We start from the raw sequence: 25,469 nt of genomic DNA, 5'->3' as shown, positions 1-25,469 counted from the left end.
CATCACGGTAAACGCCGTTAACGACCGTGTCAACGCATCACTGCCACGCCCCGAGCCAGGGTCGGCTCAGCCGCGGGCGAAGGCGATCACGAAGCCGCCGTCCTGCGGTGTCACCTGGACGAAGACGTCGCCGGCCGTCGCGGTCACGATCGACCGGCCGATGCCGTCGGTCTCCCGGGTCGCCTCGTACGAGGCGAGCGCGCTCTCGTAGCCGGCCAGGACCTCCTCCTCGGAGGCCTCGGTGGCGTAGGAGGCGGTCTCGTTCTGCCCGCCGATGGTCTCGCTGGTCAGGCAGAGGACCGCCTCGACCGGCGGGTCCGGGAAGCCGTCGGGCAGCAGCGTGACGTCGCCGAGGTCGGGCGTGCCGATCGCCAGCGGGAACGGCTCCTTGCACTCCTCGGGGACGTCGCCGAGGGCGTCGTCGCCGCCGTCCCCACCGCCGTCCCCACCCCCGTCCTCGGTGACGACCGGGCCGCCACCGTCGGCGCCCGGGGTGGGCTCGGTGTCGTCGTCGCCACACCCGGCGGCGATCAGGGCGAGGGCCGCCAGGGCGGCGGCGAGCGCGGTCCTCATCGGCGCACCTTCACGATCCGGCTGGTCGCCACGGCGTTCTGGAAGCCCGCGCGCGCCACGCTCACCCGCACGCTCAACCGGTGCCGGCGGTCGGCCTTCTTGACCTGGTACGTCGCCGCGGTCGCCCGCGGGATCGCCCGGCCGTCGCGCAGCCACTGGTAGCGCAGCGACGTCGGCTGCGGGCTCCAGGTCCCGGGCCGCGCCGCGAGCCGCACCCCGGGACGCACCGCGCGGGGAGCCTTGATGCTCGGCGCCGCCTGCACCGCGAAGCGATGGGTCGGCCGGGTGCTCTGCAGCCCGGCGTTGCTCCAGTACGGGGCCCGGGCACCAGGAACGGCGAGCGTCTCCTGGACCGAGCAGTCGAGCGGGTCGTCCTTGACCCAGACGCCGCCCGGGCCGGCCCAGGCCAGCGCGCTGCTGTCGGGCGCGAAGGTCGGGCTGGCGAAGTCCGCGCTCGTGGCGCCGGTCCAGCACTGCTGCGTCGGCCAGGTCGGCCGGGGACCGCTGAGCACGTTGCCGTTGACGCTCGAGATCATGATGTGCGCCTCGCCGCCCTCACCGCGCGTCGACGCGAACGCGGTGCCGTCGCGCGAGACGGTCGGCTCGAAGAGCGGGTGGAAGTCGGTGGACGACTGCGCGTCGTGGAACCAGAACTGCTGCTGGCGCGCCAGGTCGAAGAGGTGGATCGAGTCGAAGCCGGTGCCGTTGAGGACGAGCCGGCTGCCGGTCACCCACGACGGGTTGTCGTAGAACGCCACCCCCTGCTGGGTCGCCGGCGTCAGCGCGGTCGCGGCGCTGACGGCCGTGACCCAGCGCTCCCGGCAGGCACTGCCGTCGGGCGGGCAGGTGAAGTGCTCGTAGGTGTAGGTGATCTTGGAGCCGTCGGGCGAGATCGTGGTGTCCGCGATCGTGCCGCCGATCGGCTGCTTCGAGGAGTCGCGCAGGTCCGGCGGGTCGAACGAGCTGAGCACCGTGCCCCACTGGTCCATCCGGTAGACGACGCTGCCGCGCGCGGCGACGACGATGCCGTTGTCCGCGCTGCTCGGGGAGCGCCACGGGTTCGCGGACGTGCCGTTGGTGGTCAGCCGGCGCTCGCCGGAGCCGTCCGGGCGGGCGACGTACACGTCGTGGCCCTTGAGGTAGACGATCGTGCCCAGGCTCGCGGGCGCCGCGGCGCCGGCCGCAGCCGCCGCGGCCGGCGCGGCCGGCAGGGGGGCCGCCACGGCCAGGAGGGGGAGCGCGAGGAGTGCGCTCGCGCGGAGTAAGCGGGAATATCGCATGGCCCCGAGGCTGCGGTGCCCGGTGACCCGGAACCCAGTGCCGCACGGCCCGACTTCCCGGGCGCCAGCCGCTAACGACGTAAACTATGGTGTCAGCCTGTCACTCTCGAGGGAGCACCCATGGCCCATCTCCGCGCACCGGTCACCCGGCGCGAACGCCAGCGCCAGGCGACGTACGACGAGATCGTGGAGGTCTCCTCCGCGCTGCTCGACGAGGGCGCCGACCTGTCCCTGCGCGCGGTCGCGGGGCGGATGGGGATGACGGCTCCGGCGCTCTACCGCTACGTCGCGAGCTACCAGCAGCTCGTCGACCTCGTCGCCTTCGAGCTCGACAAGGCGGCGACGGCGGAGTGGGAGCAGGCCGCGGCACGCTTCCCCGAGGACGACCCGGCGGGCCGGCTCGCGGTCGCCTGCGTCCGCTTCCGGCACTGGGCGCTGTCCCGGCCGCACCAGTTCGCGCTGGTCTTCGCCAACCCCATCGCCGAGGCCGACACCGAGCGCCGCGAGCTGCTCACCCTGGCCACGTCCGGGCACTACTTCACCGACCTGCTCTGGGACATCTGGGAGAAGTACCGCTTCCCCTACCCCCGCCTCGACGAGCTCGACCCGGTCATCCGCGAGTCCGTCCTCGACCCACTGATCCCGGCCAAGGCCGAGCACATCGACCCGGCCGAGCGCGGCCTGCTGTGGATCTACATGCGCGCCTGGTCGGCCCTGTACGGCGTGGTCACGCTCGAGTCGACGGGCCACTGCGACCCGCGCGTGATCGCCTCGGGCCAGCTGTTCCGGGCCGTCATCCTCGACTGGCTGGGTCCCCTGGGCCTCGACGGCGAGCGCGCCCGGCTGACCGCGATCATCGACGAGGAGCTGGCCCGGACGCCGGCCTGAGCCCTCACGCCACCCACGGCGGGAGGACGGGCTCGCCCGGCGTCCCCTCGTCGGCGATCGGCACGGCCCGGCCGCGGCCGGCGCCGCACACCAGGAACTCCACGTCGTCGGCACCGGCCGTGATCCGGCGCTGCACACCGGCCGGGAAGGTCACCGCGTCCCCGGGCGCCAGTCGCTCCTCGGCGCCGTCACCGGCGACCGTCGGCTCCCCGGCGAGCACCACCCAGACCTGCTCCACGTCGAAGAGGTGGTGCGGCCCCTGCTGACCCGCGCTCATCGCGACCCTCCAGACGCTGAGGTCCGCGGTCGCGCTCAGCGTCGGCGAGGCGAGCGTGGTCATGACGGCGTTGGGGGTGGCCGAGACGCGCTGCTCGGCGGGGTGGGTGATGCGCACAGGGGCCTCCGGATGGTCAAGTTGCTTGACCATCAACGTACGGCGGCCGCACGGAATGGTCAAGCAGATTGACGATCACCAGACCGGGCGCACCCCGCCCGCGGGCGCCGGGGGCGCCACGGCCAGGTAGGTGGCGAGCGCCTCGGTCAGCGCGGCGTACCGGCGCGCCCCGACCGTCCCCGCCACCTCGCCCTCGACCGTGCGCCAGGCCTGGTCGGCCGTCGCGAGCACGGACCGGCCCCGGTCCGTCGCGGTCACCTCGCGCGCTCGCCGGTCGGTCGGGTTGACCGCGCGCGCCACCAGTCCCCGGTCCTCGAGCAGGTCGACCATCTGGCTCGCCGCCTGCTTGGTCACCTGGAGCAGCTCGGCCAGCCCCCCGACGCTGTACGGCGCCCCGGCCACCGCGCGCAGCAGGTAGGCATGCGCAGGCTTGAGCTCCTCGCCGAGCAGCTCCGCGAGCACCTCGGCGTGCCGGTCGGCCAACGCCCGGAAGGCGAAGGCGAACTGCATCCCGAGGTTCGGCTCAGCCATCAGCCCATCAGCCCCAGAACACCTCGCGCACCCAGGCCGGCACCAGCTCGCCCGCCTTGCCCTGGCGCGACTCGTGGAAGAAGTGGCTGCCCTCGCTCGGCTCCAGGTTGAGCTCGAGCGTCCGGGCGCCGTGCCGGCGCGCGTGCTGGACGAAGCCGGCGGCGGGGTAGACCGCGCCCGACGTCCCGACCGAGACGAACAGCGAGGCGTCCGAGAGCGCGTCCGCGATCCGGTCCATCTCGTAGGGCACCTCGCCGAACCAGACGACGTCCGGGCGCAGGTCGGCGACGCCGCACTGGGGGCACACCGGCTCGTCCGCGAGGGTGCCGTCCCACGGCACGATCGCGCCGCAGGAGCGGCACATCGCCTTGAGCAGCTCGCCGTGCATGTGCACCACGTTGCGCGATCCGGCCCGCTCGTGGAGGTCGTCGATGTTCTGGGTGACGACGAGCAGCCCCTCGCCGAGCGTCTCCTCGAGCTCGGCCAGCGCGCGGTGCGCCGCATTGGGCTCGACGGTCCGCAGCGCCGCGCGCCGGTCGTCGTAGAAGCGCTGCACCGTGGCCCGGTCGCGGTCGAAGCCCTCGGGCGTCGCCACGTCCTCGACCCGGTGGCCCTCCCAGAGCCCGTCGGCGTCCCGGAACGTCGGTACGCCGCTCTCCGCGGAGATGCCGGCACCGGTGAGGACGACGATCTGAGGCACGAACGGAGGCTACCTGCCTCGCTGGTGACCGCCGTCACCCGTCCGTGCCCCAGACCGTCCCGGCGCCGGATCGCTCAGTCGAGCAGCGCCACGACCGTGCCCGCCGCGACGGTCCGGCCGCCCTCACGGACGGCGAACCCGAGCCCGACCTCCATCGCGACCGGCTTGCCGAGCTCGACGACGACCTCGACGGTGTCGCCCGGCGCGACGACGGCCACCTCCCCCAGGTCCATCCCGCCCGACACGTCGGTCGTGCGGAAGTAGAACTGCGGGCGGTAGTCCGCCGCGAACGGCGTGTGCCGGCCACCCTCGGCCGTGCTCAGCGCGTGCAGGTTCGCCCGGAACCGGGCGTGCGGCGTGACCGAGCCGGGCGCGACCAGCACCTGGCCACGCCGGACCTCCTCACGTCGTACGCCGCGCAGGAGGATGGCCGCGTTGTCGCCGGCCTGGACCTCGTCCAGCGTCTTGCCGAACGTCTCCAGCCCGGTCGCCACGCTCGCGACCGTCGGACCGAGCCCGACGACCTCGACCGCCTCCCCCGCACGCAGCGAGCCGCGCTCGACCGCGCCGGTGACGACCGTGCCGCGCCCACTGATGGTGAGCACGTTCTCGATCGGCATCAGGAACGGCTCCCCGAGCTCGCGCTCGGGGACCGGCACGTAGTCGTCGACCGCCTGGAGCAGGTCGCCGACCGACCGGGTCCAGCGCGGGTCGCCCTCGAGCGCCTTGAGCGCGGAGACCCGCACGACGGGCACCTCGTCGCCGGGGAAGCCGTACTCGCTGAGCAGCTCGCGCATCTCGAGCTCGACCAGGTCGAGCAGCTCGTCGTCCTCGACGGCGTCCGACTTGTTGAGCGCGACGACGAGGTACGGCACCCCGACGCGCTGCGCCAGCAGCACGTGCTCGCGGGTCTGGGGCATGGTGCCCTCCTGCGCGGAGACGACGAGGATCGCGGCGTCCACCTGGGCGGCGCCGGTGATCATGTTCTTCACGTAGTCGGCGTGCCCCGGCATGTCGACGTGGGCGTAGTGACGGGTCGCCGTCTCGTACTCCACGTGCGCGATGTTGATCGTGATCCCCCGCTGGACCTCCTCGGGAGCGCGGTCGATCCCGTCGAAGGCGACGAAGGTGTTCTGGGTCGGGTCGGCGTCGGCGAGCACCTTGGTGATCGCTGCCGTCAGCGTGGTCTTGCCGTGGTCGACGTGACCCATCGTCCCGATGTTGAGGTGCGGCTTGGTCCGCACGAACTGGCCCTTGGCCATGGTGGTTCTGCTTCCTTGCTGGTGGTTCGTCGGCGTACGACGTGGGCGAGGGCGTGCCAGACCGCTCGCGCCCGGGACCGGGTGGAACCGACCCTCCTCCTTCGGTCCCGCTGGGGCGGGAGGAGGGTCAGCGTCGCGCGCCGGCGAGCGAGAACGACAGGTTCGCGGCACCGGCGCAGCGCGCTGCGACCGGCAGGACTGCCGGGAGCGCGGTGGTGGCGGCGAACATGCGGATCACGATAGGCAGCAACACCGCGGCGTGCCACCGGATTCCCGGCGGCTCAGCCGGCCAGGCCCTGGCGGCACCACGCGACGTTGGCGCGCAGCCGCTCGTCGTCCGGGCGTACGGCGAGCGCGCGCTCCGCGGCGGCCAGCCCCTCGTCGTACCGGCCGGTCCAGTAGGCGCTCACCGCGACCTCGTCCCAGGCGCGCCAGGTGTAGGTCGGGGCGTCGACGAACAGCGCCTCACCCCCGGGCATGGGCAGCGCGGCCGCGGCCCGGGCATAGAGGAGCGCGACCTCGTAGCGCTCCCGGGTGCGCTCCAGGCGGGCCGCCTCGACGAGGGCCTCGGCCCGCCAGGGGCAGGCCTGGAACGCCGCCAGGAAGGCGTCGACGACCTGGTCGACCGGCGCACCGAGCCGCTCCCGCAGGCGGGCGGACTCGAACCGCGCGCACCAGCGCTCCTGGTCCCAGCCCGCGGGGTTGGCGATCCGCACCGCATAGGCCGCGAGCGCCCGCTCCGGCTCCCCGGCGTCGCGCCAGGACTGGGCGAGGTAGAACTGCAGCCGCGGGGAGTCCGGGTCCGCACGCAGCGCCCGCTCGATGAGGGCGGCGTCCTTGCGGTAGGTGTCCGGGTCGCCGGCCCGGGCGCCGTCGTGCCGGACCAGCACACCCGGTGCGTCGAGGGTGCCGAGCGCGGCGCCCGGCAGGTCGAGGTACTCGTGGATCGGTCCGTTCCACCGCCACGGGTCCTCCAGCCGGACCAGGCACAGCCGGGCGTAGCGCGCGTCGCCGTACGCCACCGGGAGGTGGTAGCCCGACGCGGTCAGCGCGGGCCGGACCGGCGGCAGGTCGCGCAGCTGCTCGTCGGCGTCGATCCACAGGGCGTAGTCACCGGCGCCACGGTGGGCGCTGGCCCGGGCGAGGTCGAGGACCTCCTGCCGGTTGTGGCCGAAGTCGACCCACGGCCGCTCGACCAGCTCACCGGGGATCCCGGCCAGGGCCTCGCGCACGAGGTCCTGGGTGCCGTCGCTCGACCCGGTGTCGGCGACGACCCACCAGTCCACGAAGGGACGCACGCTGTCGAGGCAGCGCCGGATCACGTGCGCCTCGTCCTTGACGATCATCATCAAGCCGATGCCCGGCACGCGTGCTCCCTCCGTGGACCTGGTGGTTCGCTCTCCGCGGTGGGTCAGCCGACCCGGACGAGCTGCAGGCTCGCGCCGGTGCCAGTGTCGAGCGCCAGCGCGCCGAGCAGGCCGTAGGCCTCGACCGAGATCGTGTCACCCGCGGCGAGGGTCAGCACCGCAGAGCCGCCCCAGCTGCTGGTCGACACGACAGTCCCGTCGTCGAGCGAGGCCACGGGCGCACCGTTGAGTCGCGCCCGGACGCTCGCCAGCAACCCGGCGTTGCTCTGGACCCGGAACGACACCTGGTAGTCACCGGCCGTGGCGACCGTGAACTGGGTGCTCGTGCCGTCGACCACGACGTCGTGCGACGCGGTCGTGGTCGGGAACGGGATGCTCGTGCCGCCGAGCACGACCGCGATGACCCCGCCGGAGTTGTTCGCGTACGAGCCATAGGCGGGCGCGACGCCCGCGCCGTCGACGCCCGCGATGCCGGTCGGGCCGGTCGGGCCGGTCGGGCCGGTGGCACCCGTCGGGCCGGTCGCGCCGGTGGCGCCGTCGAAGCCGTCGTTGCCGTCGAAGCCGGTCGCGCCGGTGGCGCCGTCCGAGCCGTCCGTGCCGGTGGCGCCGGTCGCGCCGGTGGCACCCGTCGGGCCGATCGGGCCGGTGGCGCCGATCGCTCCGGTGGCGCCCTGGACGCCCTGGAGGCCGGTCGCCCCCGGGGTGCCGTTGGCACCGGTGGCGCCCTGAGCGCCGGTGGCGCCGGTGGCGCCCCGCTCGCCCTGGGCACCGGGCACGCTGACGCCCGTCGTACCGATGCGCCACTTGATCTGGCGCTCGCCGGCCCGGCAGCGGCGCTCGGCGCCGTTGACCAGCCAGCGGCCGTTCTTCTGGACCAGGCGCAGCGCGCCGGTGTCCCGGTCGTAGCAGCCGATGACCTGCTTGACCTTGGGCGCCGCCGACGCGACGTCGGCCGAGGCCGGGACGCTCGGGAGCAGCGTGGCCGCGGTCGTGGCCATGACGGAGACGGAGTAGAGGCCTACCTGGCGCCATTTCTTGTTCATCAGCATGAATTCCTCGGCGAAACGGACCCGGGAGCCTGGCCCTAGGGGGGTGAGAACGCACCGGGCAGCACCGTCGCTGCCCGAGCGCCCCATCGGCGCCGGCCCGGCCGATCCGAGGAATCTGGAGAAGCCTTCTCAAGCGGGACCGGGTCCCGCCGATGAGGCGGACGTGCCCGCACTCGTCTCGCTCGTCCCCCGTCCCTCCCGCGCCCTGGTCGCCCTGGCCCTGGCCGGAACGGTGCTGCTCGCCGGCTGCGGCGGCGGGGGCGACGAGGACAAGGACAGCCGCCCGGCAACGAGCGCCACCACGGCCACGGCCGACACCCTGGTCGCGAACGGCGTCGAGCAGCTGGCCGCGAAGGACGTCGACGGTGCGCGCCGCTCCTTCCAGGCCGCGGTCGCGCTGGAGCCCGAGCACGCCCGGGCCCACTACAACCTCGGCTACCTCGCGCAGACCCAGGACCGCGACGACGCCACCGCGATCGAGGAGTACCAGCAGGCGATCGCCGCCGACCCCGAGCTCGCGCCGGCCCTCTACAACCTGGCGCTGCTCACCGAGCCGGCCGACCTCGAGGCCTCCGTCGACCTCTACCGCCGGGTCCTGGAGGTCGCACCGGAGGACGCGCCGACGTACCTGCGGCTGGGCTACGCCCTGCGCCACCTCGGGCACGAGGCGGAGGCGAAGAAGGCGCTCGCCCGCGGCATCGAGCTCGACCCCGCGCTGAAGGACGTCCCCCCGCCGTCGTACGGCGGCTGAACCGTCACCGTCCCCACGACGCGGGAGCGCCGTCTCCCCTAGGGTGGTCGTGACGAGTCGGCGGGTTCCAGATCTCTGGGAGGTCCAGTGTCGTTGCAGGTCCACGAGCGCAGGTCCCGGGTGCCGGTCGAGCACCGGTTCCTCGGCCTCGACAAGAGATCGTTCCCCTTCGCGTTCTTCGTGATCGGGGTCTTCCTCCTCTCCACCGTGGCGATCCCCCTCGTCGACAAGGCGATCGACTGGGACGACCCGGTCCGGGCCGGTGACGAGCTGGCCCTGACCGCGACGATCGCGTTCACTCCCACCACCGGCTGGGAGATCGAGTCCGGCTTCCGGACCCCCGCGAGCGGCACCCCCGGCCAGAGCGGCCCGGCCGTGGTCACCGGCGGTGGCGGCGTCACGTTCGCGGTGGTCCCCGACAAGTTCGACGGCACCCCCGCCGCGCTGCTGAAGCAGATCCAGAAGGTCACCAGCGCCACGGACGACCCGACCTTCCGCATCGACGGCGACCCCGCCACGATCACGACGTCGTCCGGCGAGGTCGGCGTCCTGCAGACCTACAGCAGCGTCCGGGGCGACGGCCTGATCGCCGCCTTCGTGATCGGCGGGACCGGCATCAAGGTCACCGCCTACGGTTCACCGGCCCCGATGCGGGCCGCCTCGTCCGACATCCGCGCCATGATCACCAGCATCCGCAGCACCGGTTCCGAGGGGAGCGGCTCGTGAGCACCGACGCCGACCAGCGCCGTACCGAGGCGCTCGAGACCTCCGCCTGGGGCGAGCGGTTCACGTTCTTCCAGCCCCAGAACCTCTGCTTCTGGGTCTACCTCGCCCTCACCGGCGTCGGTCTCGTCCACGTCTGGTCGTACTTCGGCCCCAAGGCCGACTTCTACGCCCAGGCCTTCATCATCGCCGCGATCCTCTGCGGCCTGTGCGGCGCGGCCTGGGCGTGGTGGTTCCACCACATCGACCGGTGGGAGCGCCAGCCCCGCGGCCTCGTCGTCGCCGCCCTGACCTGGGGCGCGGTCCCGGCCACCTTCGGGTTCGCGATCACCGTCAACGGCGCCATGCTCAGCATCTACCCCAAGCTGTTCGGGCAGGAGTGGAGCGCCAACTGGGCGGCGGGCCTGACCGCGCCCTTCACCGAGGAGTCCGCCAAGCTGTGCGGCTTCCTGCTCATCATGGGCCTGGCCCCGCGCCTGGTCCGCACCGCCAACGACGGGCTCATCATCGGCGCCTTCGTCGGGCTCGGGTTCGCCGTCTTCGAGGACTTCCTCTACGCCGTCAACAGCACCGCCACCGCCTTCGGCACCGACCCGGTCGGCAACGCGGTCCAGATCTCCTTCACCCGCATCGCCGTCAGCTTCGTGTCCCACCCGCTCTTCAGCGCGCTGGTCTGCAGCGGCGCGATCTACCTGCTGGGCACCGCCGCCCAGCCCCGCAGGATCGGCCGCGGCATCGCCCTGGTGGTCGCCGGGATGTTCCTGCACTTCACCTGGGACGACGCCGCCGGACTCGGCAACGGCAACGGGCTCCAGACGTTCGCGGTCATGGGCGGCTCGATCATCCTGGCCATGGTGATCCTGCGCTGGGCCTTCCGCGCCGCCGCGCCGCGCGAGCACCAGATCATCCGCGACATCCTCGCCCCCGAGGTCGCGGCCGGCGTGGTCAGCGACGCCGAGGTCGAGGCCGTCGTCGACAAGCACCAGCGCAAGGCCTACCGCAAGGCCGCCCCGAACCACCACGCCCGCCGGGCCCGCAAGCACCTGCGCCACGCGGTCCTCGACCTCACCCACGACATCGCCGCGGCCCACCACGGCAATGCCGACGCCGGTGCCGTCGACCAGGCCCGCGCCGAGGTCGTCCGCCTGCGAGCGCTCGCCGAACCGGATCAGCCCGCCGCGGGCACCCTCCAGCCGACCCGGTGAGCGGCGCCGACCGCCGCGATCTGCGAGCACAGCTCGAGCTTGGCCAGGATCGACTTCACCTGGCTGCGCACCGTCGCCGGTGAGACCACGCCGGCCCGGGCGATCTCGCCCACCGGGTCACCCCGCATCAACGCCCCCAGGACGGCGGCCTCCCGCGGCGTGAGCCGCGCCAGCCGGCGCCGGATCTCGCCGGTCTCGGCGTCCTCGCGGCGCGCGAGCTCGACCAGCGCGGCCCGCTCGGCCGCGGGCATCAGCGGTTGTCCGCCGCGGACCCGGTGCACCGACGCGAGCACCCGGTCCAGCGGCCAGCTCTTGGGCACGACCCCGGCGGCGCCGTGGCGCAGGCACTCCCCCCAGCACGCGCGGTCCGGGCTCCCCGTGAGCACCAGGACCCGGACGCCGGCGGCGCGCAGCGGGCCGACCAGCCGCAGGCCGTCACCGAACGGCCCGAGCCAGCGATCCAGCAGCGCCACCTGGGTGCCACCGCGGACGGCCTGGTTCAGCACGGTCGCCGACGAGGCCCGCGGGTCGCCCACGTCGACCAGCCGGACGGCGTACCCCTGGGCCTGCAGGGCGAGCCCGACCGCCTCGGCGAACAGCACGTGGTGGTCGATGATCGCGAGGCGCGGTGCGGTCGATGTCCCCATGTCGCCCTCCCTGACGAGCAGAGGCGGTGAGGCTAGACGTCGCGCTTTCACAACCGCGGGTGGGCCGTTGTGAATTGCTCGGGCACAATCCGGAGCGTGCTGCTGCGCAAGATCACGGGCTCGATCGCGGACTTCCACGCCCGCCCGATCCCCGAGGACCTGACCGAGGCCGAGGCCTGGTCCTTCACCCCCGACCACCCCGCGCTCGTCCTGGGCAGCGCCCAGGACCACACCGTCGCCGACGCGGACGCCACCGCGGCGGCCGGCGTGGACGTCGTACGGCGGCGCAGCGGCGGCGGCGCCGTCTACGTCGACCCGGCCCGGAGCGTGTGGCTCGACGTCGTCGTGCCCCGCCACGACCCGCGGTGGAGCGACGACGTCCGGACGTCCGTCTACTGGCTCGGCGAGGCCTGGCAGCGCGCGCTCGCGACGCTCGGCGTGACGACCGAGCTCTACCGCGGCGGTCTCGAGCAGACGCCGTGGGGCCGGCTCGTCTGCTTCGCCGCGCTGGGGCCCGGCGAGGTCCTCGTCGACGGCCGCAAGCTGGTCGGCATCTCGCAGCGCCGGACCCGCGCCGGGGCGCGCTTCCAGTGCATCGCCTACGAGCAGTGGGACCCCTACGACGTGCTCGACCTGGTCGCCCTCGACGCCGACGAGCGGCGCCGCGCGGGCGCCGATCTCGCCGGCCGAGCCACCGGTCTCGGGCCGCACCTGGCCGCGCTCCGGGACGCCATCGAGAGCGAGCTGCTAGGTACCTGATCCATGCACTGAGAGCATGGGCCCATGGAGCTCGAGACGATCCGTGCATTCCTCGCCGTGGCCGACGGCCACACGGTCACCGAGACGGCCGAGCGCGTCCACCGCACCCAGCCCGCGGTCTCCCGGGCCCTGGCCCGTCTCGAGCGCGAGGTCGGTACGCCGCTCTTCCAGCGGGTCGGGCGCGGGCTGACGCTCACCCCGGCGGGCCGAGAGCTCGCCCGGCACGCCCGCGAGGCGGTCGACGCCTACGAGCGCGGCCTGCGGTCGGTCCAGGACCTCACCGCCCCCGACGCCGGCTTCGTCCCCGTCGCCTTCCTGCACACCCTCGGCACCTGGCTCGTGCCCGAGCTGATCCGCAGCTTCCACGTCGCCCGGCCGAACGTGCGCTTCGACCTGCGCCAGCACGGCGACGCGGGCCTGGTCGACGACCTGCTCGGCGGCATGGTCGACCTCGCGGTCACCGGCGACCGGCCCGAGCACCCGCAGCTCGACAGCCGGCGGCTGTTCCTCGAGCCGCTCCGGCTCGTCGTCCCGCCCGACCACCGCCTCGCCGGACGCCGTACGGCGCGGCTGCGCGACGTCGCGAACGAGCAGTTCATCGTGCTGCGGCCCGGCTTCAGCCTCCGCGCCGTCACCGAGGACCTCTGCGCCCAGGTCGGTTTCGCGCCCCGGATCGGGTTCGAGGGCGAGGAGGTCGAGACCCTCCGCGGGCTCGTCTCGGCCGGCCTGGGGGTCGCGCTGCTGCCCGAGCCGCGCAGCACGGCGGCGCCCACGACGCCGTACCTGCGGGTCAGCGACGTCAACGCCGCGCGCGAGATCGGCCTGGCCTGGGTCAAGGGCCGCACGCTGCCGGCGGCGTCGGCCGACTTCCGCACCCACACGCTCCGGACGAGCCGCAAGATCCATGCACTCTGATCATTGTTTGGTCGCAAACTAGGCATTGGACGCATGAAGATTCCCGGCTGAGGATGGTGCCGCCCGCACCATCGACCGACAGGACCCGGGATGACCGACATCGACCCCGCCGAGACGCAGGAGTGGCGCGACGCGCTCGCGGCCGTCCTCGAGTTCGAGGGCGAGGCACGGACGAAGTACCTGCTCGACCAGGTCCTCGAGGAGGCGCAGCGGCTGGGCGCGCGGGTCCCCTTCGTCGCCACGACTCCCTACGTCAACACGATCGCGCCCGGTGACGAGCCCCAGCACCCGGGCGACCGCGAGATCGAGCACCGGATCCGCTCCGCGATCCGCTGGAACGCCCTCGCCCTGGTGCTGCGCGCCAACAAGGACTCCACCGAGCTCGGCGGGCACCTCTCCAGCTTCCAGTCCGCGGCGACGCTCTACGACGTGGGCTTCCAGCACTTCTGGCACGCGCCCACCGCCGAGCACGGCGGCGACCTGGTCTACGTCCAGGGCCACCTGTCCCCCGGCATCTACGCGCGGGCCTTCCTCGAGGGCCGGCTCACCGAGGCCCAGCTCGACAACTTCCGCCAGGAGACCGGCGGGGACGGCCTGTCGTCGTACCCGCACCCGTGGCTGATGCCCGACTTCTGGCAGTTCCCGACGGTCTCGATGGGCCTGGGCCCGCTGATGGCGATCTACCAGGCGCGGTTCCTCAAGTACCTCCACGCGCGCGGCCTCGCCGACACCGCCCCCCGCAAGGTCTGGGCCTTCCTCGGCGACGGCGAGACCGACGAGCCCGAGTCGCTGGGCGCCATCTCGATGGCCGCCCGCGAGAAGCTCGACAACCTCGTCTTCGTCGTCAACTGCAACCTGCAGCGCCTCGACGGCCCGGTGCGCGGCAACGGCAAGATCATCCAGGAGCTCGAGGGCGTCTTCCGCGGCGCCGGGTGGAACGTCATCAAGCTCGTCTGGGGCTCCGGCTGGGACCAGCTCCTCGCCCAGGACACCAGCGGCGCCCTCAAGCGCCGGATGATGGCGTGCGTCGACGGCGAGTACCAGACCTTCAAGTCCAAGGACGGCGCCTACGTCCGCGAGCACTTCTTCGGGGTCGACCCCGAGCTCGCCGCGCTGGTCGCGGACTGGTCCGACGACGAGATCTGGCGGCTCACCCGCGGCGGCCACGACCCGCAGAAGGTCTACGCCGCCTACGCCGCCGCAGCAGCCCACACCGGCAGCCCGACGGTCGTGCTCGCCAAGACGGTCAAGGGCTACGGCCTCGGCACCGCCGGCGAGGCGCAGAACATCAGCCACCAGGCCAAGAAGGTCGCCGAGCCGGCGCTGCGCGCGTTCCGCGACCGGTTCGCCATCCCGATCGCCGACGAGCACCTCACCGACCTGCCCTACCTGTCGTTCCCCGAGGGCTCGCCCGAGCACACCTACCTGCACGCCCGGCGCCAGGCGCTCGGCGGCTACCTCCCCGAGCGCCGCCGTACGTCGGCCGCCCTGGCGGTCCCCGGCGTCGAGGCGTTCGCCGCCCAGGTCGCCGGCTCCAACGGCCGCGCGATCTCGACGACCATGGCGTTCGTCCAGATCCTCACCAAGCTCCTGCGCGACAAGGAGATCGGCAAGCGGGTCGTGCCGATCGTCCCCGACGAGGCGCGCACCTTCGGCATGGAGGGGCTCTTCCGCCAGGTCGGGATCTTCTCGCAGAGCGGCCAGCTCTACACCCCCGAGGACGCCGAGCAGCTGATGTTCTACAAGGAGGACGCCAGCGGCCAGATCCTCCAGGAGGGCATCAACGAGCCCGGCGCGATGTCGTCGTGGATCGCGGCCGCGACGTCGTACTCCAGCAGCGACACCCCGATGATCCCGTTCTACATCTACTACTCGATGTTCGGCTTCCAGCGGGTCGGCGACCTCGCCTGGGCCGCCGGCGACATCCGGGCCCGCGGCTTCCTCGTCGGCGGCACCGCCGGGCGCACGACGCTCAACGGCGAGGGCCTCCAGCACGAGGACGGCCACAGCCACCTGCAGGCCGCGATGATCCCCAACTGCATCGCCTACGACCCGACCTACGCCTACGAGCTGGCGGTCATCGTCGCCGACGGCCTGCGCCGGATGTACGCCGAGCAGGAGGACGTCTTCTACTACCTCACGCTCATGAACGAGAACTACGAGCACCCGGCGATGCCCGAGGGCGCGACCGAGGGGATCCTCAAGGGCCTCTACGAGCTGCGCCCCGCCGAGGGCACCGCCCAGGTCCAGCTCATCGGCTCGGGCACGATCCTGCGCGAGGTCCTCGCCGCCGCCGACCTCCTCGCTGCGGACTTCGGCATCGAGGCCGACGTCTGGAGCGCGCCCAGCCTCACCGAGCTGCGCCGCGACGGCCTGGCCACCGAGCGCTGGAACACCCTGCACCCGCTCGAGGAGCCGCGCACGCCGTACGTCGCCGCGTGCCTGGCCGGCCGCCCCGGCCCGGTGATCGCCGCGACCGACTACATGAAGGCCTACGCCGACCAGATCCGCGCCTTCGTGCCCGGCGACTACACCGCGCTCGGCACCGACGGCTTCGGCCGCTCGGACTACCGCCGCAACCTGCGCCGCCACTTCGAGGTGGACCGGCACTTCATCGCCGTCACCGCCCTGCGCCGGCTCGCCGACGAGGGCACCGTCACCCCCGCCGTCGTCGCCCAGGCGATCGAGAAGTACGGCATCGACCCCGACCGGGCCGACCCGGCCCACGCGTGAGGACAGCAACGATGGAGATCAAGGTTCCGGACATCGGGGACTTCACCGACGTCCCCGTCATCGAGGTGCTCGTCGAGCCCGGCAGCGTCGTCCGGGCGGAGGACCCGCTCATCACGCTGGAGACCGACAAGGCCACGATGGAGGTACCCGCGCCGTTCGACGGGACCATCGTGTCGCTGTCGGTGGCGGTCGGCGACAACGTCAGCCAGGGCAGCGTGATCGCGATCGCCGAGGTGGCGGCCGCGGTGGCCGCCCCCGAGCCCGCCCCCGCTGCCGCCCCTGAGCCCGTCGCGGCGCCGGCGGCCGAGGCCGTCGTACCCGAGGCGGCCGAGCCGACCGGTGGCCTCCGCGCCACCCCGCTCGTCCGCCGCCTCGCCCGCGAGCTCGAGGTCGACCTCACCGCCGTCCGCGGCAGCGGCCCCCAGGGCCGGGTCACCAAGCAGGACCTGCTCGCCCACCACGCCCAGACCCTCGCCCCCGCCGCCGGTACCGGCTCCGCGGCCGGCACCGGGATCCCCGCCGTCCCCGAGGTCGACTTCGCCAAGTTCGGCCCCGTCCGGACCGTGCCGCTGTCCCGGATCAAGAGGATCTCCGGCCCCCACCTGCACCGCTCCTGGCTCAACGTCCCCCACGTGACCCACGCGGACGAGGCCGACATCACCGACCTCGACGCCTACCGCCGCGAGCTCGACGAGGCCGCCCGCGCCGACGGCTACCGCGTGACGCTGCTGAGCTTCCTGCTCAAGGCCGCCGCGGCCGCGCTCCGCGAGCACCCCGAGGTCAACAGCTCGCTCTCCGGCGAGAACCTCGTCCTCAAGGACTACGTCAACATCGGCGTCGCCGTCGACACCCCCGACGGCCTCGTGGTGCCCGTCGTGCGCGACGTCGACCGCAAGGGCATCCTCGAGCTCAGCCGCGACCTCGCCGACCTGTCCGCCCGGGCCCGGGACGGCAAGCTGAGCGGCGCCGACCTGCAGGGCGCCACCTTCACCATCAGCAGCCTCGGCGGCATCGGCGGCACCCACTTCACCCCGATCGTCAACGCCCCCGAGGTCGCCATCCTCGGCGTGGTCCGCTCCAAGACCGCTCCGGTCTGGGACGGCGAGACGTTCGTGCCGCGCCTGATGCTCCCGCTGTGCCTGTCCTACGACCACCGGGTCGTCGACGGGGCGCTCGCGGCACGGTTCACCGCGCACCTCGCGCACCTGGTGGCCGACGTACGGCGTCTGGTGCTCTGAGCCTGGCGGCTGGGGCGAGGGCGGCGGCTAGGCGAGCAGCCCGAGCCGCCGCGCCTCGACGACGGCCGCCTGTCGCGTGCCCGCGTGCAGCCGGGCCATCGCCGCCCGCAGGTAGCTCTTGACCGTCGGCACGGACAGCCCCAGGTGCTCGGCGATCTCGGCGTTGCGCAGGCCGAGCGCCACGAGCTCGAGCACCTCGACCTGGCGCGGCGTGAGGACCGCGTCGGCGTCCTCGCCCGGCGCCGCGCTCGCCGGTACGGCGCGGATCGCGTCGGCCGCCAGGAGCATCCGCAGCCGCAGGTCGACCTGGTCGCGTACGTCGAGCTCGTGCGCCACCTGGCCCGCCTGGTGCTCCAGGAAGCGGGCCATCTCGGGCCCGCGCGCGGGTGAGCGGGTGCCGGCGTACAGCAGGCCCCGCATCCGGCTGCGGACGACGATCGGCGCGACCGCGAGGGTCACGATGCCCTCGCCGAGGATCTGGGCGTCGAAGTCGTGGGTGATGTCGTCGGAGGCACCGTAGTCGTCCACGGCGAGGGCCTGCCCGGTGTCCCAGCTGCGCCCGCCGAGACCGCGGGAGGGCCGGAGCACGATCGAGGTCAGCCTGCGGGTGGCGGCCCCGGCGACGGCGGTGACGCGCACCTGTCCCTGGTCGCAGAGACCCGCGAAGGACACGGCACCCCGGATCGCGCCACGAACCTCGCGACTCGCCTGCCGCAGCAGCGCGACGTCGCTCGGACGCATGAGATCCACGGACACCACTACCTACCTTCGAACGTGCCGACGAGCGCTGGAGCCACCTGAACATGTGGCACAGACCACGACGGTAGCCGCGATTCTCGCGGGCCCACCCCCTGGAGGCAAGAGCAGATGACCGCCCCGACCGACGCAGCCACGCAGCCGCTGCCCGCCCTCGTCCCGCCTGCCGAGCTCGCCCGGCACGCCAACCTCCAGCAGGACGCCTACGAGCGCGCGGCGGCCGACCGGCTCGGCTTCTGGGCCGAGCAGGCGGCCCGGATCGACTGGGCCGAGCCCTTCACCGAGGTGCTCGACTGGTCGAACCCGCCGTTCGCGAAGTGGTTCGTGGGCGGGCGGCTCAACGCGGCGTACAACTGCGTCGACCGGCACGTCGAGGCGGGCGCGGGCGACCGCGTCGCCCTGCACTTCGTCGGGGAGCCCGGCGACGAGCGCGACCTCACGTACGCCGACCTCAAGGACGAGGTCTCCCGGGCGGCGAACGTCCTCACCGACCTCGGCGTGCGGGCCGGGGACCGGGTCGCGCTCTACCTCCCGATGATTCCCGAGGCGGTCGTCGCGATACTGGCGTGCGCCCGGATCGGCGCCCCGCACACCGTGGTCTTCGGCGGCTTCAGCGCCGACGCGCTGGCCAGCCGGATCGCGGACTGCGAGGCGAAGGTCGTCATCACCGCCGACGGCGGCTACCGCCGCGGCACCGCCTCCCCGCTCAAGCCCGCCGTCGACGTGGCGCTCGCGACGCTGGGTGCGGACAGCCCGGTCGACCACGTGCTCGTCGTCCGTCGTACCGGGCAGGACGTGCCGTTCGACGACGCCACCGACCTGTGGTGGCACGAGACGGTCGCCGCCGCCTCGCCCGAGCACGTGCCCGAGGCGTTCGACGCCGAGCACCCGCTCTACGTCATGTACACGTCCGGCACGACGGGCACCCCCAAGGGCATCCTGCACACGACCGGCGGCTACCTCGTGCAGACGGCGTACACCTTCTGGGGGGTGTTCGACCACAAGCCCGGCGACGTCTACTGGTGCACCGCCGACATCGGCTGGGTGACCGGGCACTCGTACCTCGTCTACGGCCCGCTCGCCAACGGCGCGACCCAGGTCCTCTACGAGGGCACCCCGGACACACCGCACCGCGGCCGCTGGTGGGAGATCATCCAGGACAAGGGCGTCACGCTCTTCTACACGGCGCCGACGGCGATCCGGACGTTCATGAAGTGGGGCGAGGAGATCCCCGAGAAGTACGACCTCTCCCGCCTGCGCGTGCTCGGCTCGGTCGGCGAGTCGATCAACCCCGAGGCGCACCGCTGGTACCACCAGCACATCGGCGGCGGCGCGGCGCCGATCGTCGACACCTGGTGGCAGACCGAGACCGGCGGCCACATGATCAGCCCCCTCCCCGGCGTCACCACCGCCAAGCCCGGCTCCGCCATGACCCCCGTGCCCGGCATCACCGCCGACGTCGTCGACGACGCCGGCCGCTCGGTCGCCCCCGGCGAGAGCGGCTACCTCGTCATCCGCGACCCCTGGCCCTCGATGCTCCGCACGATCTGGGGCGACGACGAGCGCTACCGCGCCACCTACTGGTCGCGCTGGGAGGGCATGTACTTCGCCGGCGACGGCGCCCGCCGCGACGAGGACGGCGCCATCTGGCTGCTCGGCCGCGTCGACGACGTCATGAACGTCTCCGGCCACCGCCTCTCCACCACCGAGATCGAGTCGGCCCTCGTCTCCCACCCCTCCGTCGCGGAGGCCGCCGTCGTCGGGGCCACCGACGAGACCACCGGCCAGGCCGTCGTCGCCTTCGTCATCCTGCGCGAGTCGGTCGACGCCCCCGACGACGAGGTCACCGCCGCCCTCCGCAACCACGTCGCCCGCGAGATCGGCCCCATCGCCAAGCCGCGCCAGGTCATGGTCGTCCCCGAGCTGCCCAAGACCCGCTCCGGCAAGATCATGCGCCGCCTCCTGCGCGACGTCGCCGAGAACCGCACCGTCGGCGACGCCACCACCCTCGCCGACAGCTCCGTCATGGACCTCATCGCCGCCGGCATGACCACCCCCACCCCGGGAGCCGACGACTGATGCGCCTGCTGATCATGGGCGCCCCCGGCGCCGGCAAGGGCACCCAGGCCATCGCCCTGGCCGCCCTCGTCGACGGCCCCCACATCTCCACCGGCGACCTGTTCCGCAGCAACATCGCCCAAGGCACCGAGCTCGGCCGGCTCGCGGAGAAGTACATCTCCGCCGGCGAGTACGTCCCCGACTCCGTCACCGACGACATGGTCCGCGACCGCCTCGCCGCACCGGACGCCCGCGAGGCCTTCGTGCTCGACGGCTACCCGCGCACGTCCTCGCAGGTCGCCAGCCTCGACGCGCTCCTCGCCGAGCGCGGCCTGGCGATCGACGGCGCCGTGGAGCTCGTCGTACCAGAGGCGGAGCTGGTGGACCGGCTCGTCGCCCGGGCGGCGGTCAGCGGGCGCAGCGACGACACGGCGGACGTCGTACGGCACCGGTTGGGGGTGTACGCCGCGCAGACGGCGCCGCTGTTGGCTGCTTACGGAGAGCGGGGTCTGCTGCGGCGGGTGGACGGGACCGGGTCGGTGGAGGAGGTGCGGCGGCGGGTCGGGGAGGTCGTGCTCGGGAACCTGGTCAAGGCCGCCGCACGCGGCGAGGATCCGTCACCTCGGCCCACTTCCTCCACTTCGGAGAGCCGTCCTGCGACTCCCGCTGAGCCTCCACGCTGAGCCGCTCGTCCTGGGCGCCGAGGGCGTCCCACTGACGGAATCCGTCAGCGATGAACCTCTCGACCGGAATCTCGCGCGCCTCGGCATCGAGCACGACAAGGTCCTCGAAAGTGACCGTCCCCTCGATGCAGAACGCAGTCCCTTCGTCCCGCTCGACGCCGCACTCGTTGAACCAGTAGAACGTGTGCGTACCTCGATCGGCTCGCACGGCGATGCGGAGACTCGGAGTCTCCGGCCAGTCGCTGGTCAGCTCCGGCAGGTCGAAGAAGCGCCAGCCGTAGATCGAGCCGCCCCAGGCGAGCGAGTCGAAGAACTCCTCGACCGCCGTCTCGTCAGCCAACGGGATCGCGGGCTGATACCCGGCCTCCTCCCCGACTCCGTCCCGCCGCAGCAGAAACCTCACCTCCGCCGGCTCCGTCAGCCGCATGATCCGGCGACCGTCCGTCGCCAGCGGACCGGACTCGGGCAGCGCGGTCACGTGAAGCAGGACGTCGACGTACGCACCGGTAGGGTCCAGCCGGACCCCGACCACGTCGGACTCGTTGAGCGCGACCTCGAGCCCCTCTCGCGTCGCCTCGTTCCACGCCACGCCGTCCATCCTCACCCAGGCACATCGACGACTGCGACCGAGATTCGCCCGGGCCCGCCGTAGATTGCCGCCATGGGATTCGGGCGCGAGGCGAGACGGGTGCGCGACGAGACCCTGCCCCACGCCCAGCGCCTCCGGGCGCTCGAACAGTGCCTGGAGTGGACGCAACCGATCGGGTTCCACCCGTCGTGGCACTACCTGGAGGTCGCCCTCGGCGTACCGCGGGAGAGCATCGACTTCCTGGTCCCCGCGATCGACCTGCTCGAACGGGAACGCACCCGGCACCTCGAGCTCGACCGGCGCTACGCGACCCTCCGGCGCCGGCTCAAGCAGCAGGGCTCACGCGTGCCGCGTCCCGACACAGCCACGCCGACCTCACCGGCGCGGTGGCACGGAGACGAGCGCCAGGCCGCGGCCCATGCCCTGACGTGGTGGCTCCAGCACCACTCGCCGGCGGACTTCGCCGGCCAGCCAGAGGCCGAGGTCGCCGTCGGCGCAGCACGCGTCCTCGCCGCCGGGCAGGGCGTCACGTCACTCGACGTGGTCGCGCTCCAACGGAGTCTCGTCTGGGCGCGCCGGGCCACGACGGAGCACCCGCGCGCGCACCAGGTGCTCTACCTCCTCGAGCAGATCTACGTCGCGCTCCGCGGCGCTCCGGTGATCGGCTGTCCGTGGACCTTCACCCCGTCCCCCGATGACCAGGAACGCAGGCAGGCCGTGGCGCGTACGTGCTTCCGCGTGCCGCTCGGGCTCTGGCGCAGCACCCCTCGCGAGGACATGGTGGGGCTCCTCAGCGGGGCAGCCGGAGACCTACTGGTGCTCGGGTACGACACTCCCGCGCTCCGGGAGGTCGCCGGCCTGTCTCCAGGCGACTCGATCTACCAGGTCGAACCCTTCGTCTCCGCGGCCGTCGAACAGCTCGGGATCGATGACCTCCTCAGCACACCGGCCGTCCGCGCCGGCCTCGAGGCTCGTCTCGAGCTCTACCTGGCAGGCGATCTGGCGCTGCGGGAGCTCTCGTCGTGGGCCCACCGGGCAATCGGTCACGACGGCGCGGACGACCTGCAGCCCTTCGCGTACCTCGATGACATCTACGACGTCTGGGAGTACGCCGGCCGCGACCTGCAGCACCTCGATGTCGTGACGCGCCAGGCAGCGCGTGACTTCTTGGCCGGCCGCGCCGTCCCCCGCCTCGACATGCTCGAGCCGCCCGCCCCGGGAACTGCTAGCTGATCAGGGGCGGAACGTCGTCCTCGCGCAGCCCACGGAGATGCGCCCGGATCTGTTCGTCCACGGCGGGCCGCCGCTCCGGTTCCTCGTCCCAGTCACGGAGCAGCGCCACCAGTGCCTCGCCCCCGCCAGGCTCCCAGAGGTCCTCGTGATCGCCGATGATCTCGAGGACGTACTGCGCCGACGCATAGGGCCGATGGGTGCCGTCCATCCGGTCGACCGCCCACCAGATGCTCTCCCAATGTCCGCGCCACGGATCCTGCTCGTAGGGGGAGCCCAGGTTCCGGACCGGATGCCCGAGCTCGGCCAGGACCTCCGCGAGGCGTACCTCCCCTTCGAGTGCCTGCCGGGGGGTCAGCGACGCCATCTCGCGCAGCAGCGGTGAGTCATAGCCGTCCACCAACCACTGGGCGGCGACCATCGCCAGGTCGCGGTCCGGGATCACGCGGCCGCGCGAGGCCTGCTCGGGCGTGACGTCGCGGGAGGTCATCGGGGCTCAACAACGATCCCGGCCACGCGATGGTTGGCGTTGGTGGTCGACGGGGTCCGACGACTCTCCTGCCACGTTCTTGCCACGCACGGAGCCTTCGTCAAGACCGCTCCCAGGGCGGCGGTCCGACGTCGGGGTGTGCACTGTCGAGCCAGGGCGCAGGGAGGAGAGCCCATCCGCCGATCTGCTCGTGCGTGCCGTCGGCGAGCGTCGCCCAGACCTCGGTGTCTGGCGATCGCCAGATCGTGAGGCAGTCATGCCCGTGCACGACCTCGAACTGCGGGGTCGTCATGGGGCCACGGAATGTCAGAAGGACTCGTTCGTGCGGTGGGAGATCGTAGGACATGGCCTCCGGCTCGACCATCACGGAGAAGGGTGTGTCAGCGTCTCCCTGCACGAGCATCCGCGTGATGCGGACATCACCACACTCGTCGCCTCGGGCGCGGAGCTGCTCGTCGACATCACGTTGCTCATCCCGACGACGGGCCCGCGAGGCCCACTTCTTGGCCTCATCCGCGTGTCCCCAGAAGCCGTGCTTGCGCGACATGTCGCGAGCACCGTCGTGCTCGGTCCTTCCGCGTCCAAGGGCCACCCCTAGAGACTATCGCTCGCTGGGTCGCCTGGATCGGCGTCGCGATCGAGGAACAAGTCGGGCGCGGGACATCCGGGAACGATGAGATCGTTGCTTCCATGAAGTGGATGCGTCGCAGCGACTCCGCGCATCGCAGCGCTCCGGTCCAGGACCCGGCAATGGCAGGTGCGTTCTGGGACCTACGTGACCACGCGCACGACCACCCGGATGAATGGGATGGAGTCACAGCCGAGGTCGTCTTCCAGGCCGTGGCCGGGGTCATCGAGCGCGCGGCGGAGTCTGGCACAGCGATTGATTGGTCCGCGATTCCCTCGTTGGTCGCGGCTGAGGCACTGGGCCGAAACGATCCGGCGCCGCTGTCCACAACGGACCCCAACGAGGCCGTGCAGGGGCTGAGAATCACCGGTATCAACTTCGTGCACGACTTCATCGAGGTGCACATGGACGACGTCATCCTCACCGGATACACCCAGCCGTTCGGGATCATCGGATGCGCAGGGGTCGGGCCCTCCTCGATTCCACGCTTAGTCGGCAAGGTCGTTGAGGAGCTGTCAGTCGTTGAGGGCGAGTACGTCGCCATCGACTCGGGCGAGAACAGACTGGCCTTCCCGATCGGCGGCCCGTCCGCCAAAGGACCGGAGTCCGTCCGCCTCTACCGTCCCGCGCACCACGAACTCGGCATTCCGAGCGCGCACTGGATCTGGTGACGACAATGCGCTTCGGTTCACGGCTACCCCACGGGTTGCCTCGAGGTTGCTCAGTCCGACGACAGGTCGCTCTTCATCCGCGTGTTGAATGACTGCATCGGCGCACGAGCGCCGCGCGGCGCGCCGCGGGGGCTCTCGACCTACTGGATCGGCCAGGCCCTGAAAGGTGTTCCGCCCCCACCTCGGCGGTTCCCAGGCGTCTGCGATCTTCCCCGGCCACGCGTCGTACCTCGAGCTCGTCGACGGACTCGTCGAGGCACGTTTCAACTACGACCCACCCGACAGTGACGGGACGCCTACACCGCAATCGTCCAGCGCCTCGACAGCGCCGAGCACACCTACGAGGCCGAGCCGTCGGGGCCCGACTCGATCCGATGAGTGGCATTGCCAGATTGCGCCGGCTACCGGTTCGGCCGATGATCGGCGGGTGCAGCCGAGCGCCTATCTCTCGTGGGTCAAGAGCCTCGACTTCCTTCGACAGTGCCTCCGTGTTCCTCCTGCCCTGACCAACGCGACGACACTTGTGGCAGCACGTCACCGCTGGGGACAGCACGTTCAGTGCCGTACGTCTATGCATGACCTCCTTTTCACTGTTCCCGGAGACGAGTTCCCGTTCACCGCCTCCGTGGTCGTTCACGTGGATGGACCGCGCCATGTCGTCCGCCGGACGGCTGGTGGCGATGTTCACGAGGTCGAGTGCACGGCGGACGACGTCGATCGCGTGGTGGATGAGGCCCTTGAATCGCTGCTCGCTCCCATCCAGGTGTGTCGCGCTTGCGGAACCCCGTCTGCCAGCCCGGACTTCACCGCGGTGTTTGAACGGATGCACTACATCTGCTTCCACTTCGAGTTCGAGCACGGCGACGCTGACCGCGATCAGGCGTGCGGTCTGGCGGGTTGCCCCGCCGGATGAGGTGACGTCACGGCCGCTCGACCACGCTGTCGCGGTACGCCTGCCAGGCGCGAAAGCTCGTGCCTGACGCCTCCGATGTGAAGAACTCACCCGCAGAGCAGTCGATAGCGCGGCGACCGAGACGTGTGAGGAGCGCGTCGATGAAGTCCACGACGAGGCCTCCGCCGCGGACGTGCAACATCATCGAGTCCACGACCTCTTCGCTTCCCATGTTGAACTCGATGACGAAGTCGGGAGTCGCCAGTTCGCCCCAGGATGGGTCGGAGAAGTCGGCGCTGGGTGCCACGTCGCGAACCGCGGCGATCAACTCAGATCGGTCGCCAAGAGGCTGAGGCTGGAAGTCATCGGGGATGTCGGCAACCGAGGAGGCGTCGGTCGGCAGGTCCATGATCGAGATGTCCCAGCTCACGCCGCCATCCTGCACCAGCGCACGCCA

General features: G+C 72.3%; 27 protein-coding genes. 13 read left to right on the top strand and 14 right to left on the bottom strand.

Annotated elements, in window-relative coordinates:
• Positions 1 to 66: 66 nt before the first annotated feature.
• Both CCO04_RS02710 and CCO04_RS02705 read right to left on the bottom strand, forming a co-directional pair.
• A complete protein-coding gene (locus CCO04_RS02710) occupies positions 67 to 573 on the bottom strand; it encodes a hypothetical protein (protein WP_215812544.1) in 507 nt (168 codons plus the stop codon).
• On the bottom strand, positions 570 to 1,853 hold the full coding sequence (locus CCO04_RS02705; protein WP_215812543.1) for a hypothetical protein: 1,284 nt from the start codon (positions 1,851 to 1,853) through the stop codon (positions 570 to 572). Before CCO04_RS02705 ends, CCO04_RS02710 begins: the two co-directional genes overlap by 4 nt.
• A gap of 120 nt (positions 1,854 to 1,973) precedes the next feature.
• Here CCO04_RS02705 and CCO04_RS02700 point away from each other — a divergent pair, with 120 nt between their 5' ends.
• Positions 1,974 to 2,741, top strand: coding sequence for a TetR/AcrR family transcriptional regulator (locus CCO04_RS02700; protein WP_215812542.1), 768 nt, complete (start codon positions 1,974 to 1,976; stop codon positions 2,739 to 2,741).
• A 4-nt stretch (positions 2,742 to 2,745) separates the two neighbouring features.
• On the opposite strand, the gene CCO04_RS02695 is transcribed toward CCO04_RS02700, so the two are convergent.
• The 6 genes from CCO04_RS02695 to CCO04_RS29465 form a co-directional block, all read right to left on the bottom strand.
• Positions 2,746 to 3,135: a cupin domain-containing protein gene (locus CCO04_RS02695; protein ID WP_215812541.1), complete on the bottom strand. Its 390-nt coding sequence runs from the start codon at positions 3,133 to 3,135 to the stop codon at positions 2,746 to 2,748.
• Between the two features lie 75 nt (positions 3,136 to 3,210).
• Positions 3,211 to 3,666: a MarR family winged helix-turn-helix transcriptional regulator gene (locus CCO04_RS02690; RefSeq protein WP_215812540.1), complete on the bottom strand. Its 456-nt coding sequence runs from the start codon at positions 3,664 to 3,666 to the stop codon at positions 3,211 to 3,213.
• Between the two features lie 7 nt (positions 3,667 to 3,673).
• Positions 3,674 to 4,366: a Sir2 family NAD+-dependent deacetylase gene (gene cobB / locus CCO04_RS02685; RefSeq protein WP_215812539.1), complete on the bottom strand. Its 693-nt coding sequence runs from the start codon at positions 4,364 to 4,366 to the stop codon at positions 3,674 to 3,676.
• A gap of 74 nt (positions 4,367 to 4,440) precedes the next feature.
• Positions 4,441 to 5,628, bottom strand: a complete 1,188-nt coding sequence (gene tuf, locus CCO04_RS02680) for an elongation factor Tu (RefSeq protein ID WP_215812538.1) — start codon at positions 5,626 to 5,628, stop codon at positions 4,441 to 4,443.
• A gap of 281 nt (positions 5,629 to 5,909) precedes the next feature.
• Positions 5,910 to 6,995: a glycosyltransferase gene (locus CCO04_RS02675; RefSeq protein ID WP_215812537.1), complete on the bottom strand. Its 1,086-nt coding sequence runs from the start codon at positions 6,993 to 6,995 to the stop codon at positions 5,910 to 5,912.
• A 44-nt stretch (positions 6,996 to 7,039) separates the two neighbouring features.
• Positions 7,040 to 8,038, bottom strand: coding sequence for a hypothetical protein (locus tag CCO04_RS29465; protein WP_215812536.1), 999 nt, complete (start codon positions 8,036 to 8,038; stop codon positions 7,040 to 7,042).
• A 169-nt stretch (positions 8,039 to 8,207) separates the two neighbouring features.
• On the opposite strand from CCO04_RS29465, the gene CCO04_RS02665 reads away from it, so the two are divergent.
• From CCO04_RS02665 to CCO04_RS02655, 3 genes are all read left to right on the top strand, one after another.
• The gene (locus tag CCO04_RS02665; RefSeq protein ID WP_215812535.1) at positions 8,208 to 8,795 is read left to right on the top strand and encodes a tetratricopeptide repeat protein; all 588 of its coding nucleotides are present in this window, start codon (positions 8,208 to 8,210) and stop codon (positions 8,793 to 8,795) included.
• An 87-nt stretch (positions 8,796 to 8,882) separates the two neighbouring features.
• The gene (locus tag CCO04_RS02660; RefSeq protein ID WP_215812534.1) at positions 8,883 to 9,521 is read left to right on the top strand and encodes a hypothetical protein; all 639 of its coding nucleotides are present in this window, start codon (positions 8,883 to 8,885) and stop codon (positions 9,519 to 9,521) included.
• Positions 9,518 to 10,723 carry a PrsW family intramembrane metalloprotease gene (locus CCO04_RS02655; protein ID WP_215812533.1) on the top strand — a complete coding sequence of 402 codons (1,206 nt, stop codon included), beginning with the start codon at positions 9,518 to 9,520 and terminating at the stop codon, positions 10,721 to 10,723. The genes CCO04_RS02660 and CCO04_RS02655 overlap by 4 nt, the downstream gene beginning before the upstream one ends.
• Here the strand turns inward: CCO04_RS02655 and CCO04_RS02650 are convergent.
• Positions 10,687 to 11,370: a LuxR C-terminal-related transcriptional regulator gene (locus CCO04_RS02650; protein ID WP_215812532.1), complete on the bottom strand. Its 684-nt coding sequence runs from the start codon at positions 11,368 to 11,370 to the stop codon at positions 10,687 to 10,689. The genes CCO04_RS02655 and CCO04_RS02650 overlap by 37 nt on opposite strands.
• Before the next feature lie 96 nt (positions 11,371 to 11,466).
• Here CCO04_RS02650 and CCO04_RS02645 point away from each other — a divergent pair, with 96 nt between their 5' ends.
• The 4 genes from CCO04_RS02645 to CCO04_RS02630 all read left to right on the top strand — a co-directional run bounded on the left by CCO04_RS02645 (position 11,467) and on the right by CCO04_RS02630 (position 17,015).
• Positions 11,467 to 12,129, top strand: a complete 663-nt coding sequence (locus CCO04_RS02645) for a hypothetical protein (RefSeq protein WP_215812531.1) — start codon at positions 11,467 to 11,469, stop codon at positions 12,127 to 12,129.
• A 24-nt stretch (positions 12,130 to 12,153) separates the two neighbouring features.
• Positions 12,154 to 13,044, top strand: coding sequence for a LysR family transcriptional regulator (locus tag CCO04_RS02640; RefSeq protein ID WP_215812530.1), 891 nt, complete (start codon positions 12,154 to 12,156; stop codon positions 13,042 to 13,044).
• A gap of 90 nt (positions 13,045 to 13,134) precedes the next feature.
• Positions 13,135 to 15,777, top strand: coding sequence for a pyruvate dehydrogenase (acetyl-transferring), homodimeric type (gene aceE, locus CCO04_RS02635; RefSeq protein ID WP_215812529.1), 2,643 nt, complete (start codon positions 13,135 to 13,137; stop codon positions 15,775 to 15,777).
• An 11-nt stretch (positions 15,778 to 15,788) separates the two neighbouring features.
• Positions 15,789 to 17,015: a 2-oxo acid dehydrogenase subunit E2 gene (locus tag CCO04_RS02630; RefSeq protein ID WP_215812528.1), complete on the top strand. Its 1,227-nt coding sequence runs from the start codon at positions 15,789 to 15,791 to the stop codon at positions 17,013 to 17,015.
• A 27-nt stretch (positions 17,016 to 17,042) separates the two neighbouring features.
• On the opposite strand, the gene CCO04_RS02625 is transcribed toward CCO04_RS02630, so the two are convergent.
• Complete coding sequence (locus CCO04_RS02625; protein ID WP_252372721.1) at positions 17,043 to 17,756, bottom strand: LuxR C-terminal-related transcriptional regulator; 714 nt, start codon at positions 17,754 to 17,756, stop codon at positions 17,043 to 17,045.
• 126 nt (positions 17,757 to 17,882) lie between these two features.
• Here CCO04_RS02625 and acs point away from each other — a divergent pair, with 126 nt between their 5' ends.
• Positions 17,883 to 19,850 (top strand): acetate--CoA ligase, encoded by a 1,968-nt coding sequence (gene acs / locus CCO04_RS02620; RefSeq protein WP_215812526.1) that lies wholly within the window; start codon positions 17,883 to 17,885, stop codon positions 19,848 to 19,850.
• Entirely contained in the window at positions 19,850 to 20,512 is a 663-nt protein-coding gene (locus CCO04_RS02615) for an adenylate kinase (protein ID WP_215812525.1), read from the top strand. Before acs ends, CCO04_RS02615 begins: the two co-directional genes overlap by 1 nt.
• Here the strand turns inward: CCO04_RS02615 and CCO04_RS02610 are convergent.
• Positions 20,418 to 21,101 (bottom strand): hypothetical protein, encoded by a 684-nt coding sequence (locus CCO04_RS02610; RefSeq protein WP_215812524.1) that lies wholly within the window; start codon positions 21,099 to 21,101, stop codon positions 20,418 to 20,420. The two genes, CCO04_RS02615 and CCO04_RS02610, sit on opposite strands and share 95 nt — an antisense overlap.
• A 72-nt stretch (positions 21,102 to 21,173) precedes the next feature.
• On the opposite strand from CCO04_RS02610, the gene CCO04_RS02605 reads away from it, so the two are divergent.
• Entirely contained in the window at positions 21,174 to 22,334 is a 1,161-nt protein-coding gene (locus tag CCO04_RS02605; RefSeq protein WP_215812523.1) for a hypothetical protein, read from the top strand.
• Here CCO04_RS02605 and CCO04_RS02600 read toward each other — a convergent pair.
• Together CCO04_RS02600 and CCO04_RS02595 are read right to left on the bottom strand one after the other, a co-directional pair.
• Positions 22,327 to 22,821: a hypothetical protein gene (locus CCO04_RS02600; protein ID WP_215812522.1), complete on the bottom strand. Its 495-nt coding sequence runs from the start codon at positions 22,819 to 22,821 to the stop codon at positions 22,327 to 22,329. The genes CCO04_RS02605 and CCO04_RS02600 overlap by 8 nt on opposite strands.
• 100 nt (positions 22,822 to 22,921) lie before the next feature.
• Positions 22,922 to 23,368 (bottom strand): hypothetical protein, encoded by a 447-nt coding sequence (locus CCO04_RS02595; RefSeq protein ID WP_215812521.1) that lies wholly within the window; start codon positions 23,366 to 23,368, stop codon positions 22,922 to 22,924.
• 143 nt (positions 23,369 to 23,511) lie between these two features.
• Here CCO04_RS02595 and CCO04_RS02590 point away from each other — a divergent pair, with 143 nt between their 5' ends.
• Together CCO04_RS02590 and CCO04_RS02585 are read left to right on the top strand one after the other, a co-directional pair.
• Entirely contained in the window at positions 23,512 to 24,120 is a 609-nt protein-coding gene (locus CCO04_RS02590; protein WP_215812520.1) for a hypothetical protein, read from the top strand.
• 571 nt (positions 24,121 to 24,691) lie between these two features.
• Positions 24,692 to 25,033 carry a hypothetical protein gene (locus CCO04_RS02585; RefSeq protein ID WP_215812519.1) on the top strand — a complete coding sequence of 114 codons (342 nt, stop codon included), beginning with the start codon at positions 24,692 to 24,694 and terminating at the stop codon, positions 25,031 to 25,033.
• A gap of 7 nt (positions 25,034 to 25,040) precedes the next feature.
• Here the strand turns inward: CCO04_RS02585 and CCO04_RS02580 are convergent, their stop codons facing one another.
• On the bottom strand, positions 25,041 to 25,442 hold the full coding sequence (locus CCO04_RS02580) for a hypothetical protein (protein ID WP_215812518.1): 402 nt from the start codon (positions 25,440 to 25,442) through the stop codon (positions 25,041 to 25,043).
• Positions 25,443 to 25,469 lie beyond the last annotated feature (27 nt).

This window comes from Pimelobacter sp. 30-1, from assembly GCF_018831735.1.
In the GTDB taxonomy this organism is placed as follows: Bacteria; Actinomycetota; Actinomycetes; order Propionibacteriales; family Nocardioidaceae; genus Nocardioides.
This window is presented reverse-complemented; position numbering and strand designations above follow the sequence as displayed.

Bases quoted from the DNA above. Each gene is read 5' to 3' on its own strand.
- CCO04_RS02710 (WP_215812544.1), bottom strand. From the start codon at position 573: ATGAGGACCGCGCTCGCCGCCGCCCTGGCGGCCCTCGCCCTGATCGCC.
- CCO04_RS02705 (WP_215812543.1), bottom strand. From the start codon at position 1,853: ATGCGATATTCCCGCTTACTCCGCGCGAGCGCACTCCTCGCGCTCCCC.
- CCO04_RS02700 (WP_215812542.1), top strand. From the start codon at position 1,974: ATGGCCCATCTCCGCGCACCGGTCACCCGGCGCGAACGCCAGCGCCAG.
- CCO04_RS02690 (WP_215812540.1), bottom strand. From the start codon at position 3,666: ATGGCTGAGCCGAACCTCGGGATGCAGTTCGCCTTCGCCTTCCGGGCG.
- tuf (WP_215812538.1), bottom strand. From the start codon at position 5,628: ATGGCCAAGGGCCAGTTCGTGCGGACCAAGCCGCACCTCAACATCGGG.
- CCO04_RS29465 (WP_215812536.1), bottom strand. From the start codon at position 8,038: ATGAACAAGAAATGGCGCCAGGTAGGCCTCTACTCCGTCTCCGTCATG.
- CCO04_RS02650 (WP_215812532.1), bottom strand. From the start codon at position 11,370: ATGGGGACATCGACCGCACCGCGCCTCGCGATCATCGACCACCACGTG.
- CCO04_RS02640 (WP_215812530.1), top strand. From the start codon at position 12,154: ATGGAGCTCGAGACGATCCGTGCATTCCTCGCCGTGGCCGACGGCCAC.
- aceE (WP_215812529.1), top strand. From the start codon at position 13,135: ATGACCGACATCGACCCCGCCGAGACGCAGGAGTGGCGCGACGCGCTC.
- CCO04_RS02630 (WP_215812528.1), top strand. From the start codon at position 15,789: ATGGAGATCAAGGTTCCGGACATCGGGGACTTCACCGACGTCCCCGTC.
- CCO04_RS02625 (WP_252372721.1), bottom strand. From the start codon at position 17,756: ATGCGTCCGAGCGACGTCGCGCTGCTGCGGCAGGCGAGTCGCGAGGTT.
- acs (WP_215812526.1), top strand. From the start codon at position 17,883: ATGACCGCCCCGACCGACGCAGCCACGCAGCCGCTGCCCGCCCTCGTC.
- CCO04_RS02615 (WP_215812525.1), top strand. From the start codon at position 19,850: ATGCGCCTGCTGATCATGGGCGCCCCCGGCGCCGGCAAGGGCACCCAG.
- CCO04_RS02605 (WP_215812523.1), top strand. From the start codon at position 21,174: ATGGGATTCGGGCGCGAGGCGAGACGGGTGCGCGACGAGACCCTGCCC.
- CCO04_RS02600 (WP_215812522.1), bottom strand. From the start codon at position 22,821: ATGACCTCCCGCGACGTCACGCCCGAGCAGGCCTCGCGCGGCCGCGTG.
- CCO04_RS02595 (WP_215812521.1), bottom strand. From the start codon at position 23,368: ATGTCGCGCAAGCACGGCTTCTGGGGACACGCGGATGAGGCCAAGAAG.
- CCO04_RS02590 (WP_215812520.1), top strand. From the start codon at position 23,512: ATGAAGTGGATGCGTCGCAGCGACTCCGCGCATCGCAGCGCTCCGGTC.
- CCO04_RS02585 (WP_215812519.1), top strand. From the start codon at position 24,692: ATGCATGACCTCCTTTTCACTGTTCCCGGAGACGAGTTCCCGTTCACC.